Source organism: Limobrevibacterium gyesilva, from assembly GCF_025989185.1.
Taxonomy (GTDB): domain Bacteria; phylum Pseudomonadota; class Alphaproteobacteria; order Acetobacterales; family Acetobacteraceae; genus Limobrevibacterium; species Limobrevibacterium gyesilva.
The window spans coordinates 1-15,266 of the sequence record NZ_JAPDNT010000008.1; the positions used below are offsets into that span (position 1 = coordinate 1).

Annotated in this window: 15 protein-coding genes and 1 pseudogene; 5 read left to right on the forward strand and 11 right to left on the reverse strand. The window is 69.1% G+C overall.

What is annotated here, in order from left to right; translation table 11 throughout:
• The 5 genes and pseudogenes from OL599_RS12075 to OL599_RS12095 form a co-directional block, all read right to left on the reverse strand.
• Positions 1-440: pseudogene (locus tag OL599_RS12075) on the reverse strand (ornithine cyclodeaminase family protein); the annotation flags it as partial.
• A gap of 10 nt (positions 441-450) precedes the next feature.
• Positions 451-1,230, reverse strand: coding sequence for an amino acid ABC transporter ATP-binding protein (locus OL599_RS12080; protein WP_283949676.1), 780 nt, complete (start codon positions 1,228-1,230; stop codon positions 451-453).
• Positions 1,227-1,889 carry an amino acid ABC transporter permease gene (locus tag OL599_RS12085; RefSeq protein WP_264714020.1) on the reverse strand — a complete coding sequence of 221 codons (663 nt, stop codon included), beginning with the start codon at positions 1,887-1,889 and terminating at the stop codon, positions 1,227-1,229. Before OL599_RS12085 ends, OL599_RS12080 begins: the two co-directional genes overlap by 4 nt.
• A 4-nt stretch (positions 1,890-1,893) precedes the next feature.
• Positions 1,894-2,541 carry an amino acid ABC transporter permease gene (locus OL599_RS12090; RefSeq protein WP_264714021.1) on the reverse strand — a complete coding sequence of 216 codons (648 nt, stop codon included), beginning with the start codon at positions 2,539-2,541 and terminating at the stop codon, positions 1,894-1,896.
• A 65-nt stretch (positions 2,542-2,606) separates the two neighbouring features.
• The gene (locus OL599_RS12095) at positions 2,607-3,482 is read right to left on the reverse strand and encodes a transporter substrate-binding domain-containing protein (protein WP_264714022.1); all 876 of its coding nucleotides are present in this window, start codon (positions 3,480-3,482) and stop codon (positions 2,607-2,609) included.
• 237 nt (positions 3,483-3,719) lie between these two features.
• Here OL599_RS12095 and OL599_RS12100 point away from each other — a divergent pair, with 237 nt between their 5' ends.
• Genes OL599_RS12100 through OL599_RS12110 form a run of 3 tightly spaced genes read left to right on the forward strand, consistent with a single transcriptional unit; the run spans position 3,720 to position 7,755 of the window.
• On the forward strand, positions 3,720-4,886 hold the full coding sequence (locus OL599_RS12100; protein WP_264714023.1) for an acyl-CoA dehydrogenase family protein: 1,167 nt from the start codon (positions 3,720-3,722) through the stop codon (positions 4,884-4,886).
• 7 nt (positions 4,887-4,893) lie between these two features.
• Positions 4,894-6,066, forward strand: a complete 1,173-nt coding sequence (locus OL599_RS12105; RefSeq protein ID WP_264714025.1) for an NAD(P)/FAD-dependent oxidoreductase — start codon at positions 4,894-4,896, stop codon at positions 6,064-6,066.
• Positions 6,067-6,111: 45 nt separating this feature from the next.
• Positions 6,112-7,755, forward strand: coding sequence for a thiamine pyrophosphate-binding protein (locus tag OL599_RS12110; protein ID WP_264714027.1), 1,644 nt, complete (start codon positions 6,112-6,114; stop codon positions 7,753-7,755).
• A gap of 72 nt (positions 7,756-7,827) precedes the next feature.
• Here OL599_RS12110 and ald read toward each other — a convergent pair whose 3' ends face one another.
• Positions 7,828-8,946 (reverse strand): alanine dehydrogenase, encoded by a 1,119-nt coding sequence (gene ald / locus OL599_RS12115; RefSeq protein WP_264714028.1) that lies wholly within the window; start codon positions 8,944-8,946, stop codon positions 7,828-7,830.
• A 59-nt stretch (positions 8,947-9,005) separates the two neighbouring features.
• On the opposite strand from ald, the gene OL599_RS12120 reads away from it, so the two are divergent.
• Together OL599_RS12120 and OL599_RS12125 are read left to right on the forward strand one after the other, a co-directional pair.
• Positions 9,006-9,947 carry a 2-hydroxyacid dehydrogenase gene (locus OL599_RS12120; protein WP_264714029.1) on the forward strand — a complete coding sequence of 314 codons (942 nt, stop codon included), beginning with the start codon at positions 9,006-9,008 and terminating at the stop codon, positions 9,945-9,947.
• A gap of 12 nt (positions 9,948-9,959) precedes the next feature.
• A complete protein-coding gene (locus OL599_RS12125) occupies positions 9,960-10,508 on the forward strand; it encodes a GNAT family N-acetyltransferase (RefSeq protein WP_264714030.1) in 549 nt (182 codons plus the stop codon).
• Between the two features lie 10 nt (positions 10,509-10,518).
• On the opposite strand, the gene OL599_RS12130 is transcribed toward OL599_RS12125, so the two are convergent.
• The 5 genes from OL599_RS12130 to OL599_RS12150 all read right to left on the reverse strand — a co-directional run bounded on the left by OL599_RS12130 (position 10,519) and on the right by OL599_RS12150 (position 15,220).
• A complete protein-coding gene (locus OL599_RS12130; protein WP_264714031.1) occupies positions 10,519-11,277 on the reverse strand; it encodes a GntR family transcriptional regulator in 759 nt (252 codons plus the stop codon).
• A gap of 52 nt (positions 11,278-11,329) precedes the next feature.
• Entirely contained in the window at positions 11,330-12,712 is a 1,383-nt protein-coding gene (locus OL599_RS12135; RefSeq protein ID WP_264714032.1) for an amidase, read from the reverse strand.
• Positions 12,712-12,921 carry a hypothetical protein gene (locus tag OL599_RS12140; RefSeq protein ID WP_264714034.1) on the reverse strand — a complete coding sequence of 70 codons (210 nt, stop codon included), beginning with the start codon at positions 12,919-12,921 and terminating at the stop codon, positions 12,712-12,714. The genes OL599_RS12135 and OL599_RS12140 overlap by 1 nt, the downstream gene beginning before the upstream one ends.
• Before the next feature lie 68 nt (positions 12,922-12,989).
• Positions 12,990-14,033 (reverse strand): C-terminal binding protein, encoded by a 1,044-nt coding sequence (locus tag OL599_RS12145; protein ID WP_264714035.1) that lies wholly within the window; start codon positions 14,031-14,033, stop codon positions 12,990-12,992.
• Positions 14,034-14,044: 11 nt separating this feature from the next.
• Positions 14,045-15,220 carry a mandelate racemase/muconate lactonizing enzyme family protein gene (locus OL599_RS12150; protein WP_264714036.1) on the reverse strand — a complete coding sequence of 392 codons (1,176 nt, stop codon included), beginning with the start codon at positions 15,218-15,220 and terminating at the stop codon, positions 14,045-14,047.
• Positions 15,221-15,266: the final 46 nt, after the last annotated feature.

A 15,266-nucleotide genomic window follows, 5' to 3' on the forward strand; every position in this document is an offset into this window, starting at 1 on the left:
TAGGCGTCGGCCATCATGCCGGCGACGTGGCCGGCGCCGACGATCAGCAGCGACGCCGCATCCGGCCGCGCCAGATACGATCCCGCCAGCGCCGAGGCGGCGGCGGTGCGGCGGCCGGTGATCTCGTTGCCGTCGATCAGGGCGAGGTGCTGGCCGGTGGCGCCGTCGCACAGCAGGTAGGTGGAGAAGACCGAGTTCAGGCCAAGCTTCCCGTTCTCGGGATAGACGGTGACGATCTTCACGCCCATGGCGCGCCGCCCCTGCCAGGCCGGCATCAGCAGCAGCGTGCCGTGGGCCTCCTCGAGGATGTGGCGATGGCGCAACGGCACTTCGGCGCCGGCGATGAAGGCGTCACGCAAGGCCGGGATAAGCCGGTCGAAGGTGAGGCTTGCGCGGGTGTGGGCCTGGTCGATGGTGATGGGGCCCGAATGCGAGGTCATGCCGCGTTGCCTAGAAGTTGTTGCGTTCGTGGTAGGTCTGCAGGAACTGGCGCAGCCGCGGCTCCGTGCTCTCGTGCAGGACGTGCCGCGGCGGACCGTAGGCAATGATGCGGCCGCGGTCGAGGAAGGCGATGCGGTCGGCGACGTTGGCGGCGAACCCCATCTCGTGCGTCACCACCATCATCGTCATGCCCTCGGTGGCGAGGTCGCGCATCACCTGCAGCACCTCGCCGACCAGCTCGGGGTCGAGCGCGGAGGTCGGCTCGTCGAACAGCATCAGCCGCGGCTCCATCGCCAGGCTGCGGGCAATGGCGACGCGCTGCTGCTGGCCGCCGGAGAGGCGCGCGGGATACTCGCCTTCCTTGTCGGCCAACCCGACGCGCCCGAGCATGGCGCGGGCGCGCAGCCCGGCTTCTGCGGCGGCGAGCCCGCGCACGCGGATCAGCGGCTCGGCCACGTTGCCCAGGGCGGTCATGTGCGGCCACAGGTTGAAGTGCTGGAACACCATGCCGATGCCGCGGCGGATCTCGCGCAGCGCACGGTCGGGCATGCGCCGCCGCCCGTTGCCTTCGACATAGCCGACGAGGCGGCCTTCCACGCGGACCTCGCCGGTGTCGTAGCTCTCCAGGAAGTTGATGCAGCGGAGCAGGGTGCTCTTGCCGGAGCCGCTGGGGCCGATGAGGCAGACGACTTCCGAGCGGTCCACGGTGAGGTCGATGCCGTCCAGCACGCGCAGCGTGCCGAAGCTCTTGGAGACGCCGCGCATCTCGATCATCGGTGCGTCGTTCATGCGGCCCCCGTCATGAAGGCGGTGACCCGGCGCTCGACCACGCGGCCGGCCCGGGCGACCAGCTCGACCATGATCCAATAGAGGATGGCCATGGCCAGGATGGTTTCGAACGCGGCGAAGGTTTCGGCGGCCATGGTCTGCATCTGGTACATCAGCTCCGGAACGGTGATGATCGACAGCACCACGGTCTCCTTGCTCAGAATGATCAGCATGTTGGTCAGCGCCGGCACGATTGCCACCAGCATCACCGGCAGGCGGATGCGGCGCAGGATGGTGAAGGGCGCCATGCCCAGGCTGGCCGCGGCCTCGACCTGGCCCGGCGGAACCGCGTTGAAGCCGGCACGGAAGATCTCGGCGAAATAGGCGCTGCCGTAGATGCCCAGGGCGAGGATGCCGGAACTGGTGGCATCCAGCCGCAGGCCGAAAGACGGACCGCCGTCGTAGAGGACGAAAAGCTGCACCAGGAAGGGGGTGCCGCGCACGACCTCGATATACGTCCGCGTCAGCCAGCGCAGCGGCGCGAAAGACAGGCGCTGCAGCAGGGCCACGACGAAGCCCAGCGCGAGGCCCAGCGCGGCACCCCCGAACCAGCACAACAGGGTGACGGCGAAGCCGCTGGCGAGCGCGGGGCCGTAGCGAAGGTAGAGCGCGAAATCCATCGGCTCAGCCCGCCGCCAGCCGTCGCTCGGCCATCGCGCCGGCCGCCGCGAGGCAGAGATTCATCAGGAGGTAGATGAAAGCCGCCGTCAGATAGATCTCCAGCGGGTGATAGGTGGAGGCGGCGAAAGTGTGGCTGCTGCGGGTGAGCTCGGTGACGCCGACGACGGAGATCAACGAGGAGGCCTTCAGCAGCAGGATCAGCTCGTTGACCAAGGCGGGCAGGGAGATGCGCAGCATCTGCGGCAGCAGGATGCGGCGCCAGATGGCGGCGGGTGGAAAGCCCAGGGATTGGGCGGCCTCGGCCTGGCCCTTCGGCACCGCGGTCAGCGCGCCGCGGAAGATCTCGCAGACATAGGCGCCCGACGCGAGGCCCAGCGAGCCGATGGCGGCCACCAGCGGCGGCACGTCGATGCCGACATAGGGCAGGAAATAGTAGACCAGCAGCAGCTGCACCAGCAGCGGCACGCCGCGGAAGAAGCTGACATACACCGCGCCGAACCGCGCCAGCGGGCGCAGCGGCGACACCCGGCAGAGGCACACCGCCGCCCCGATCACCTGGCCCAGCGCGATGCCGAGCAGCGAGATCCACAACGTCGTGCCCGCCGCCTCCAGCAGATAGGGGAAGGCGTCGAGCGTCACCTGAAGCTTCATGGGTGTTCCGGCAATGCCGGCCCCCGCGTGCAGGGGGGCCGGTTTGGGCGATCGGATGCGGCGGGTCAGACCTGCGGGGCGGGCACGGTCTTGGGCAGCGGGCTCGCGGCGCCGAACCATTTCTTCTGGATCGCCGCCATTCGCCCGTCATCCTGCATCTTCACCAGCGACGCGCTGATCGCATCGGTCAACGAGCGGTCCTCGTCGCCGAGGCGGCCGACCCAGGAGAAATAGGTGGGCTTGCCGAAGGGCGGCATGACCATGGCGAAGGCGTCCGCGCGCTGGGCGGCGGCATAGGCGAGGTTGGGATACGAGCCCACCGCGGCGTCCGTCCGCCCCGCCGCGAGGTCGGCATAGGCCTGGTTATTGTCCACGTATTCCTTGACATTCACCGGCTTCGGCAGGGTCTTTGCGAACTCCTGCAATTGCGCCAGTTGCGCCGTGCCCTTCTGGGCGCCCACCGTCTTGCCGGCGATGTCCTCCGGCTTGGTGATGCTGCTGTCGTTCTTGCGCTTCATCAGCGCCACGGTCGCCTCGGCGATGGGCACGGTGAAGGAATAGCGCTTCAGGCGCTCGGCGGTGATGGTGACGGGGGCGATGACGAAATCGAACTTCCTGGCTTCCAGGCCGGGCAGCACGCTGGTCCAGGGCAGGTCGAGATAGGAAACCTTCACCCCCAGATCCTTGCCGACCTCGTCGATCAGGTCGCGATCGACGCCAGTATAGACCTTGTTCACCAGGAAATCGAACGGCGCGAATTCCATCTCGGTGGCGCAGACGAGCTCTCCGCGCTTCTTCACCTCGGCCAGCGTATCCGCCCGCGCCGGGCGGCTGGCGCCCGCGAGGCCGGTCAGTGCGGCCGCCCCGGCGAGGCCCGCGGTCAGCACGCTTCGGCGTGAGGCCGCCCGCTTGAGTTTGTCGATCAGGGCACCGTCGACCATGAGAGGTCTCCTTGTTGTTGCGCGATCACCCCGGCAGGATGCACCAGATCAGGTCACGCCAGAAGCATGGAAGCGCGCAAGAATTGTGCCACATACCCACCGACCTTGCCCCGGATCAACCCTGCCGCCACGGCGCGGCGCGCCGGCAGTGGCACAGTATCATGTCGAAGTGTATCTATAACGAATATGTGATCCGCGTCCCTCGCGGCTCTGGGCTGCTTTCGCTGGGATAGGATGATGGATTTCGCGCTGACGGATGCGCAGGAAGCCCTGCGCGAGGCGGTCGCCCGGATCTGCCGCGGCTTCGGCGACGAGTACTGGCTGGAACGCGACCGCCACGGCGGTTTTCCGTCGGATTTCCATCAGGCGCTGGCGCGCGACGGCTGGCTGGGCATCTGCATGCCCGCGGAATATGGCGGCGCCGGGCTCGGCCTGGCCGAGGCCGCCATCATGATGCAGGCGATCGCCGAGTCGGGTGCCGGCATGAGCGGCGCGTCGGCGGTGCATATCAACATCTTCGGCCTCAATCCTGTCGTCGTGTTCGGCAGCGACGCGCAGAAGCGCCGCATGCTGCCGCCGCTGATCGCGGGCCGCGAGAAGGCCTGCTTCGCGGTGACCGAGCCGAACGCCGGCCTCGACACCACACATCTGACGACGCGCGCGGAGAAGCGCGGCGACCGCTACGTGGTGAACGGGCAGAAGGTGTGGATCTCCACCGCGCAGGTCGCCGGGAAGATGCTGCTGCTGGCGCGCACCACGCCGATCGAGCAGGTGCGGAAATCCACCCAGGGCCTCAGCCTGTTCTACACGACGCTCGATCGCAGCCGCGTGGAGGTGCGGGAGATCGAGAAGATGGGCCGCAAGTCCGTCGACTCGAACCAGGTGTTCTTCGACGGGCTGGAAGTGCCGGAGGACGATCTGATCGGCGAGGAGGGACGGGGCTTCGAATACATCCTGCACGGCCTCAATCCCGAGCGCGTGCTGATCGCCGCCGAGGCGGTGGGGCTGGGCTTCGCGGCACTGGCGCGTGCCACGGCCTATGCGAAAGAGCGGGTGGTGTTCGGCCGCCCGATCGGCCAGAACCAGGCGATCCAACATCCGCTTGCGGAGAACTGGATGGAACTGGAAGCCGCGCGCCTGATGGTGATGAATGCGGCGTGGCAATACGATACCGGACGCCCCTGCGGCGCGGCGGCCAATGCCGCGAAATACCTGGCGGGCGAAGCCGGGTTCAAGGCGTGCCAGCAGGCGGTGATGACGCATGGCGGCTACGGCTATGCGAAGGAGTACCATGTCGAGCGCTTCCTGCGCGAAGTGATGATCCCGCGCATCGCCCCGGTCAGCCCGCAACTGGTGTTGTGCTACATCGCCGAGCGCGTGCTGGGCCTTCCGAAATCCTATTAGGACTGTCATGCAGAAAATCGTCATTGTCGGCGGCGGCGCGATCGGCAGCTCGATCGCCTATCACCTCGCGGTGCATCCGCGTTTCCGTGGCAGTGTTACTGTTGTCGAGCGGGATCCCACCTACAGCATGGCGTCGTCGTCGCTGTCGGCCAGTTCGATCCGCGAGCAGTTCTCCACGCCCCTGAACATCGCGATGTCGCAGTTCGGGCTGGCGTTCCTGCGCAATGCCGCCGACGCGCTGGCGGTGGAGGGCGACCGGCCGCAACTGGGCCTGCGCTTGCCTGGCTATCTGTTCCTGGCCTCCGAAGCCGGCATGGCCGTGCTGCGTGCCAACCACGAGGTGCAGAAGGCGGCGGGCGCGGATGTGGCGCTGCTGGAGCCGGCCGCTCTCAAGGCCCGGTTCCCGTGGCTCTCGACGGACGGGGTCGTGGCCGGCTCGCTCGGCCTGTCCCGCGAGGGGTGGTTCGACGGCCCGGCCCTGCTGCAGGCCTTCCGGCGCAAGGCGCGCTCGCTGGGCGTGACCTATGTGGCGCAGGATGCGGCCGGCTTCGAGCAGGCGGGCGGGCGTGTCACCGGCGTGCGGCTGCCGGACGGCACGGTCCTGGCCTGCGACCTCGCCGTGAACGCAGCGGGTCCGTGGTCGGCGCGGGTGGCGTCGTTCCTGGGCATCGACCTGCCGGTGCGCGCGCGTAAGCGGATGGTGTTCGTGATCGCCTGCCCCGACAAGCTGCCGGACTGCCCATTGCTGATCGATCCCACGGGCATCTGGCTGCGGCCCGAAGGCGCCGGCTTCATCTGCGGCCGCTCGCCCGGCGACGGCGAAGACGATCCCGACGAGCCGCCGCTGGAGGTGGACGAGACCATGTTCCACGAGCGCATCTGGCCGGTGCTGGCCGAGCGCGTCCCGGCATTGGAGCGGCTGAAGATCACCGGCTCCTGGGCCGGCTATTACGAGCTCAACCTGTTCGACCACAACGGTGTCGTGGGGCCGCACCCCGCCACGCCCAACGTGATCTTCGCCACCGGCTTCAGTGGCCACGGCATGCAGCACTCGCCCGCGGTGGGGCGGGGTGTCGCCGAGCTGATCGCCGATGGCAGCTTCACCACCCTCGATCTGTCGCCGCTGGCGCTCTCGCGGCTGGTGGAAGGGCGCAAGCTGGTCGAGCGCAACATCGTCTGACGCGCCCCGCATCAACGAGCGGGCGACACGTTCCGGGAGGAAGCAATGAGCTACAACGTCGGCGACCTGGTGGCTGAGTTCCTTGGCCTGTGCGGCGTGACCACGGCGTTCGGCGTCGTGTCCGTGCACAACATCCCGATGCTCGACGGCATCGGCCGGCGCAACGCCATCCGCTTCGTGATGGCGCGGGGCGAGCTCGGCGCGGGCCACATGGCCGACGGCTATGCCCGCGTGACCGGCGGGCTGGGGGTGCTGTTCAGCAGCACCGGCCCGGGATCCGCCAATGCCGTGGCGGGGCTGGTGGAAGCGGGGTTCGCGGGGTCGCCGGTGCTGCACATCACCGGCCAGACCGCGACGAAGTTCGTCGATCGCGGCATGGGCACGGTGCACGACGTGCCGGACCAGCTCGGCATGCTGCGCGCGGTGTCCAAGGCCGCATTCCGCGTGCGTTCGGCGCAGCAGGCGCTGGGCGTGCTGACCGAGGCGGCCGTGACCGCGCTGACTCCGCCATGCGGACCCGTCAGCGTCGAGGTGCCGATCGACATCCAGCGCACGCCCATCGAGCGCCCCGCGGCCTTCGACCATTTCGTGCTGCCGCTGCCGCCACGGGTGCAGCCAGCCGCAGCCGCCCTCGACGAACTGGCCGAGCGCGTGGCCAACGCACGCCGGCCGCTGCTGTGGCTGGGCAACGGCGCGCGCGATGCCGGCGCCGCCGCACAGGGCTTGCTGGATCTCGGCTTCGGCATGGTCACGAGCTGGGCCGGGCGCGGCGTGGTGCCGGAAGATCATCCGATGAATCTCGGCGGGCTCAACGGCAATGGCGCGCCGGAGGTGGAGGCCTTCTATCAGTCATCCGACCTGATGCTGGTGGCCGGCTCGCGGCTGCGCGGGCACGAAACCGGCGAGTTCTCGGTGAAGCTGCCGGAGAACCTGCTGCAGATCGATGTCGATCCCGCCGCCGAGGGCCGCACCTATCCCACCCGCTTCTTCGTCCACGGCGATGCCGCGCTGGCGCTCGACGGCCTGCTGCAACGGCTCAAGGGGCGATTGCGCGTCGATCCGTCATTTCCCGGCGAATTCGCCGCGATGAAGCAGCGCGCCCAGGCAGCGTTTCGCTCAACGCTGGGCCCGTATGAGAGCTTTCCGGCGCAGTTGCGGGTGGTCTTGCCGCGCGACGCGGTGTGGGTGCGCGACATCACCATCAACAACAGCACCTGGGGCAACCGGCTATTCCCGCTATACGGGCCCCGCGACAACGTCTATCCGGTCGGCGCCGGCATCGGCCTGGGCCTGCAACTCGGCATCGGCGCCGCGCTGGGCGCGAATGGCCGCAAGACCGTGGTGATGACCGGGGATGGCGGCTTCTTCCTGAACATGACCGAGCTGTGGACGGCGGTGCAGGAGAACACGGACATGGTGGTGATCGTGATGAACGATCGCGGCTACGGCGTGATCAAGCACATCCAGGACGCGCTGTACGGCGGCCGCCGCTTCTACGGCGACCTGCTGGCGCCCGACCTGCAGCAGCTCGCCGCATTGGCCGGCATCCCATCGTTCAAGGTCGGGCAGGCCGACGCATTCGGGGCCACCGTGGCGCAGGCGCTGGCGACGCGCGGGCCGTCGCTGGTGGAAGTGGACATGACGGCGATCGGCGAGCACCCGCCGTATTTTCCATACGATCGCAAGTGAGGGCCGCGCGTACTGCGTGAATGCGCGGCCGGCCTTGTCTGGGGCCAGGGGCAAATGCCCCTGGTCTCGCCGTCAGACTCCCAGCACCGACGCCGCCGGCCTGTACGGCAGCCCGAGGTCCTGCGCCACGGCGTGGTATGTCACCACGCCGGCATGCACGTTCAGTCCGGCGCACAGATACGGATCGTCGATCAGGGCCTGCCGCCAGCCCTTGTTGGCCAGCGCCATGACGAAGGGCAGCGTCGCGTTGCCCAGCGCGAGCGTGGAGGTGCGCGCCACGGCGCCGGGCATGTTGGTGACGCAGTAATGCACCACGCCTTCCTCGACGTAGGTGGGCTGGGCATGCGTGGTCGGGTGGCTGGTCTCGAAGCAGCCGCCCTGGTCGATGGCGATGTCCACCAGCACCGAGCCCGCGCGCATGCGGCGGACCATGTCGTGCGTCACCAGCTTCGGCGCCGCCGCGCCCGGCACCAGCACCGCGCCGATCACCAGGTCGGCGTCGATCACCGCCTGTTCGATGGCCGCGGTGGTGGAGAACAGCGTGTGTACCCGCGCACCGAACTGCTGGTCCAGTTCCTGCAGCCGGGGCAGCGAACGGTCGATGACGGTGACCCTGGCGCCGATCCCAATCGCCATGCGCGCGGCATTCGTGCCGGACACGCCGCCGCCCAACACCAGCACCTTGCCGGCGGCAACCCCCGGCACGCCGCCCAGCAGCACGCCAGCGCCGCCCTGTTCCTTCTCCAGGCAATGCGCGCCCACCTGCACCGACATGCGCCCGGCCACCTCGCTCATGGGGGCCAGCAGGGGCAGCGCGCCGCGCGGGTCGGTCACGGTCTCGTAGGCGATGCAGGTCGCGCCCGAGCGCATCAGCCCTTCGGTCTGCTCCTTGTCGGCGGCAAGGTGCAGGTAGGTGAACAACACCTGGCCCTGGTGCAGGCGCGCGATCTCCTCCGGCTGCGGCTCCTTCACCTTCACGATCAGGTCGGCGTTGGCGAAGACTTCGTCGGCCGTGGCCGCGATGGTGGCGCCGGCGGCGCGGTATGCGTCGTCGTTGAAGCCGATCGCCGCGGCGGCGCCTTGCACCACGATCACCTGGTGGCCATTGGCCGTCACTTCGCGTACAGCGGCCGGGGTCAGGCCCACCCGGTATTCGTGAGTCTTGATTTCCTTGGGAACGCCGATTCTCATCCGCTTGCTCCGTGTTCGTCATTGGAAGGACGGCTCGTGTCGTACGTAATGGTAGCTCAATGAATGCATCGCTGAAACCCGCCGTCATCCATCTCGGCGCGCCCATGGATCCCTGCCAGGATCGCTACCGCCGGCATTTCCGGCTGCATGTGCTCGCGGCCGGCGCGCCGCCGCCGGCTGCCGTCGCCGACGAGTCACAAGCCATGATCACCACTGCGCCGGTCACTGCGGGCTTGATGGATGCGCTGCCGCGCTTGCGGCTGATTGCCGCCTTCGGCGCCGGCGTCGACCGGATCGACCTGGCGGCCGCGCAGGCGCGCGGGATCACCGTGACCAACACGCCGGGCGTCACCGATGCCTGCGTGGCCGACATGGCGTTCGGCCTGTTGCTGGCGACGATGCGCGGGATTGCCGCCGGCGACCGGTTCGTGCGCGCGGGCACCTGGGCAGCGGGGCCGTTCGCACTGAGCCACCGGGTCAGCGGGCGGCGCATCGGCATTCTCGGTCTGGGCCACATCGGGCGGGCCATCGCGCGCCGGGCCGAGGGGTTCGACATGGTGGTAAGCTACCACAGCCGCCACGCGGTCCCCGGCGTGCCCTACGCGCGCAAGGACAGCGTCGTTGCATTGGCGGCGGATGCCGACATCCTCGTGATCGCCTGCCCCGGTGGCGCCGCGACGCGGCATCTCGTCGGTGCCGAGGTGCTGCGCGCGCTGGGGCCGCGCGGCGTGTTGGTCAATATCGCGCGCGGCAGCATCGTGGACGAGGCGGCGCTGATCGCGGCGTTGCAGACCGGCGGCATCGCCGCGGCGGGGCTCGACGTGTTCGCGCAGGAGCCGGAGGTGCCGGCGGCGCTGCGCACGCTGGACAATGTCGTGCTGACGCCGCATCGCGGCGGCGGCACCTACGAAACGTTCGAGGATGCCGCCGACCTCGTCATCGCCAATCTGCTGGCGTTCTTCCGCGGCGAGGCGGTGCCGACGCCTGTCGGCGTCGTCTGACGGCCGGGGGGCATGCCCATCATCCTTCCACCCGGCTTCGAGACGGAACGCCTCGTGCTGCGCGAGGCGGTGGCCGCCGACGCCGCCGCCATCTTCGCGGAATATGCATCCGATCCCGAGGTCACACGCTTCCTGAGCTTCCCGACGCATCGTTCGGTGGCGGACGCCGAAGCCTTCCTGGCGACCTGCGAGGCGGCGCGCAAGGCCGGCCGGTCGAATACCTACGTACTCACGCGGCGAAGCGATGGCGCGGTGCTCGGCGTGATCGACCTGCGCATCGAGACGCCGTTCCGGCTCGGTTTCGGCTACGTGCTGGGGCGGCGGCACTGGGGGCAGGGGCTCATGCCCGAAGCCCTGGCCGCCTCGGTGCGCTGGGGGGCGGGCCAGGCGGAGATCTGGCGGATGTGGGCGTTCTGCGATGTCGCCAACGTCGCCTCCGCCCGCACCATGGAGAAGGCCGGGCTGCGATTCGAGGGCGTGCTGCGCCGCTGGATCGTCCATCCCAATCTCGGGCCGGAGCCGCGCGACTGCCGCGCCTATGCTTGGGTGCGCGAGCCGTAACCGCGGGCTGTCAAATCGCGCCGGCCTTGGTGGTGCGGAACACCACGAGCTGCGGGTGGTTGACCGAGGTCATGTATTCGATCGGGCGGCCGGCCTCGTCGGACACCAGAAGGCGCAGCAGCAGGATTGCCGCGCCCGGCTTCAGGTGCAGCAGCCGGGCCTCCATGTCATTGCAGAAGCCGATGCCGATCAGGCGTTCGCCACCGGTGGTGGTGATGCCGTAGCGGTCGTGCAGCAGGCCATACAGCGATTGGCCGGCCATCAGGTCCTCGGCGGCGAGGCCCGGGACGCGGTCGGCGGGCAGGTGGCTGGTCTCGATGCAGAACGGCGTGTCGTTCACCGTCCACAAGCGGCGGAACACCACCAGCTCGGCTCCCTCGGGCACGTGCAGGCGCTCGGCGATCTTGCCGGTGGCCCGGGCCTGCTCGAAATGCAGCAGCTTGTTCCCCGGGGTGCCGCCGCCGGCGCGCACGATGCGGGCGATGCCCTGGGATGTGTGGGCGTCCACCGGGCGGGCGACGCGCGGGGCGGTGATGCGGGTGCCGCTGGTGCCGTTGCGCTCCAGCAACCCCATCGCCACCAGGCTGTCGACGGCCTTGCGCACGGTCATGCGGTTGGCCGCAAGCTGCTCGGCCAGCGCGCGCTCGGAGGGGATGCGGTCGCCGGGGGCGTAACCGGGCCCGGCGATCAGGTCCTGGATATAGCGCCTGATCTCCAGCCAGACCGGCACGCGCGGCTGTGCCGGGGTGCCCGTTGCGTCGGTGCTCATGGCGGCTTTGTACACCGCCGCAGCGGAAGATGAACCCCGGCCCGGCTTGCGCCTACATCGGCAGGGCGATGTCCTCCCATCCGGTAAGCCGCTCCACGGCGCGACCGATGCGCAGGGTGGTGGCCTCGTCGAAGGGGCGTCCGACCACTTGCAGGCCGATCGGCAGGCCGGACGCGGTCAGGCCGACGGGCACGCTGAGGGCGGGGTGGCCGGTGACGTTGAACGGGATCGTCTGCAAGGGCGAGGCCGCGGCGCTAGCCTCGGCGGGGGCGTCGAAGCGGGGCGCGGGCGCCAGGCCGGAGGCGGTGATGAGGGCGTCGTAGCGATCCAGCGTGGCGTTCACGGCGTCGGTCAGCTCGCGGCGCAGACGCAACGCCTGGATGACGTCGGCGCCGGTCACGGTGGCGCCCAGGATGAAGCGCAGGAAGGCGACGGCCCCGAAATCCTGCGGACGCGATTGCATGTCGGCCTCGTGGATGGCGAAGGCTTCCGACAGCATGATCACCCGGCCGCAGGCGCTGAACACCGAGAAGTCGGGCAAAGTGACGTCTTCGACCGTGGCGCCCGCGTCGCGCAGCGCGTTGGCGGTGCGATCGATGCCGTCCAGCACCTCCTGCGTGACCGCCTGGGCGTTGGCGAAGAAGGCGCGCGGGATGCCGATGCGCAGGCCGGCCACGCCGCGCTGCAGGCCGGAGAGGTAGTCGGCCACGGGCACGTCGGCACTGGCGGCATCCAGCGGATCATGGCCGGCAATGACCTGCAGGGTGATGGCGGCGTCCTCCACGCTGCGGGTCAGCGGGCCGCAATGGTCGAGCGTGGTGGACAACGGGAACACGCCGCGGCGGCTGACGCGGCCATAGCTGGGCTTCAGCCCGACCGTGCCGCAATAGGCGGCGGGCGCGCGGATCGAACCGCCGGTGTCCGACCCCATGGCCATGCGCACCATGCCCGATGCCACCGCGACGGCCGAGCCGGAGGACGAGCCGCTGGGCACGTGGTCGCGGTTCCAGGGATTGCGTGCCGGCGGGAACGGCAGGTCGAAGCTGGGGCCGCCGATGGCGAATTCATGCGTCGCCAGCTTGCCCAGCAGCACGCCGCCGGCTTGCGCCAGTTGTGCGGCCACGGCGCTGTCGGCCTCCGGCACTACGTCCACGCGCAGCTTCGAGTGGCAGGTCGTGCGGATGCCGGCGGTGTCGTAGATGTCCTTCAGCGCATAGGGAATGCCGTGCAGCGGGCCGCGATCGGTGCCGGCCTTCAGCTCGGCGTCGGCGCGCCTGGCGTCGGCGAGGGCGCGGGACTCGGTGAGCGTGATGAAGGCGTTCAGCGCCGGATCGTGCCGGGCGATCTGCGCCAGCGCGGCACGGGTCAGCGCTTCGGAGGTGGTCTGCCCGGCGCGGAGAAGGCGACCGGCTTCGGCGATCGAGGGCTGTTCCATCAGGCGCCCGCCTTCGGCGTCAGGCGGAAGACGTTCGACGGCTCGGCAGTATGCGTGCGCGGGCCGCGCAGCAAGGCCAGTTGCGCACGGAAATCGGCATAGGCGGCCAGGCTGCCGGCGCGGCGGTCAGCGGGGACCGTGACGCCGGCGCGGGCGACCAGACAGTCGAATTCAGCCTCGAGGGCAGCAGGCGAGAGCGGCTCGGCCATGCCGATACATCTCCATGGTGAGGGGAAGGTGCGAGGCCAGGACGACGCCCCGGCCTCGCGGGCAGAGGCTAGCTGTTGGGGCCGCGCTCCATCGAGTACGGCTGCCAGCGGCGCAGGTCGGACTTCACCAGCACCGTCGGGTTCACGCAACTCATCGGCCAGCGCCCGCTCAGCACCAGGGCAAGCTCCTGCCCGACGCGCCGCTTGCGCGCGGGATCGAAACGCGACGAGGCCGAAGCGGTGTGGGCGGACAGGATGACGTTGTTCATCTGCAGTAGCGGGTTGTCCTGGCGCGGCGGCTCCTGCTCCAGCACGTCCAGCGCGGCGCCGGCGATCCAGCCCTGTTGCAGGGCGGTGATCATGGCGGCCTCGTCCACCGTGGGGCCACGGCCGGTGTTGATGAACCAGGCGGTGGGCTTCATCATGCGGAAGTGCTTCTCCTTCAGCATGCCCTTCGCCTCCGGTGTCGCCGGGGCGTGCATGGACACGAAGTCGGAGTTGCGCAGCACCTCTTCCAGCGTTGCCGGTTCCACCCCATAGGGCGGCATGGCCAGCTCCTCGATGAACGGGTCATAGGCCATCATGCGCAGGCCGAACGGCCTGGCGCGCATGGCCACCGCGCGGGCGACGTGGCCGAAGGCGATGAAGCCCAGGGTCGCTCCCATCAGGCGGGGAATCTGCAGCAGTTGCGGGCGGCCTTCGCGCCAGCGGCCCTCGCGCACCATGCGGTCCTGCTCCACCACCCGGCGCTGGCCGGCGAGCAGCAGGGTCATGGCATGATCGGCCACTTCCTCGATGAAGGTGTCCGGGCAGTTGGTGACGGGAATGCCGCGCGCGGTGGCCGCCGCCACGTCCACGTAATCGACGCCGACGGTGCCCAGGATGATGCCGCGGCACCGCTCCAGGCTGTCGATCATCTTCTTCGAGAACGACATGCCCTTGGCATAGACCGCGTCCGCATCGCGGGCGCCGGCGATGAAGCCGTCCTCGGTCGCGGGGACCTCGACGATCTCGGCATCGAGGCCGGCGAGCGCCTCCATCTCGTAGTCGTAGCCGCCGCCGTCGACGGTGAAGCTGGCGCCGGCGGGCGTGGCGATCTTGAATCTGGCCATGGTGTCCTCCTTCAGGCTTTGGGCGGGCGGGCACGCACGGCCGCCTCGTTGATGTCGATGCCCCAGCCGGGGCGGGTCGGCAGAACCAGTTCGCCGTTCTCGATGACGGGAACGGCGGTCACGAAATCGTCGCGCCACGGAACGCTGTCGATGTCGATCTCCATGATGCGGAAATTCGGCACCGCGGCGCAGAAATGCGCCGACATCACGCTGCACAGATGGCCGTAGAAGTTATGCGGCGCGCAGTTCACTTCATAGATCTCGGCCATGGCGGCGATCTTCACCGATTCCGCCAATCCGTTCCACACCACGTCGATGATGGCGACATCGGCGGCATAGGCGTCGAGATACGGCCTGAATTCGCGCCGGTGGCACAGCGTTTCGTACGAGGCGATCGGGCAGGGGGCGCTGCCGCGGAGCAGCGCCAGTGCGGCCGGATCATGCGTGTCGATCTCGAGCCAGGTCAGGTCGAACGGGGCCACGGCGTCGGCGATGCGCCGGAAGCCCTCGGTCTTGAAATGGAAGTTGATGTCCAGCATGAGTCCCATTTCGGGTCCGGCGCCGGCCCGGGCGGCCGCGAGCGTGTCGATGGCGGCCCGTACCGTGCTGTTGTCCCAGTTCAGCTCGGGCCAGCCGGGGCTGCGGCCGAAGCCGGGGGCGAACGAGGTCAGCGTCTTGCCGTCGAAGGGCAGGATATTGGTCTTCAGCGCCTTGAAGCCGCGCCGGCGGATATCGGCGCAATGTTCCGCCAGGTCGTCATGGCTGCGCAGCGGCGGCACGCCCATCATTTCCGCATTGCGCACGCGATAGGTGCCGGTATGTGACCAGTAGAGCGGGATTCGGTCCCGCACCGGGCCGCCGAACAGGGCATAGACGGGCACGCCCAGGTCCTTGCCCTTGATGTCCAGCAGCGCATTCTCGATGGCCGCGATCGCCTGGTGGTTGAGGCCGCCGCGGGACTGGCGCGTGAGCACATGCAGGGTGGAGACGAGCCGTTCGATCGGCCGCGGGTCCTTGCCGATCAGGTTCGGAGCCAGGGCCTCGATCACGTTCGAGAGGCCGGCGCTGCCGAAGCTCTCATTGTATTCCGACCAGCCAACGATGCCGCTATCGGTCATGACCTTCAGGAACGAGAAGATCCGCCATCCCGCGTCTGCGCGCAGGGTTTCTATTGCGGTGATTTTCATGTTTCCTCCCGAAAGCGGCGCGGCCGCCTGGGAGGCCAGTGCAACA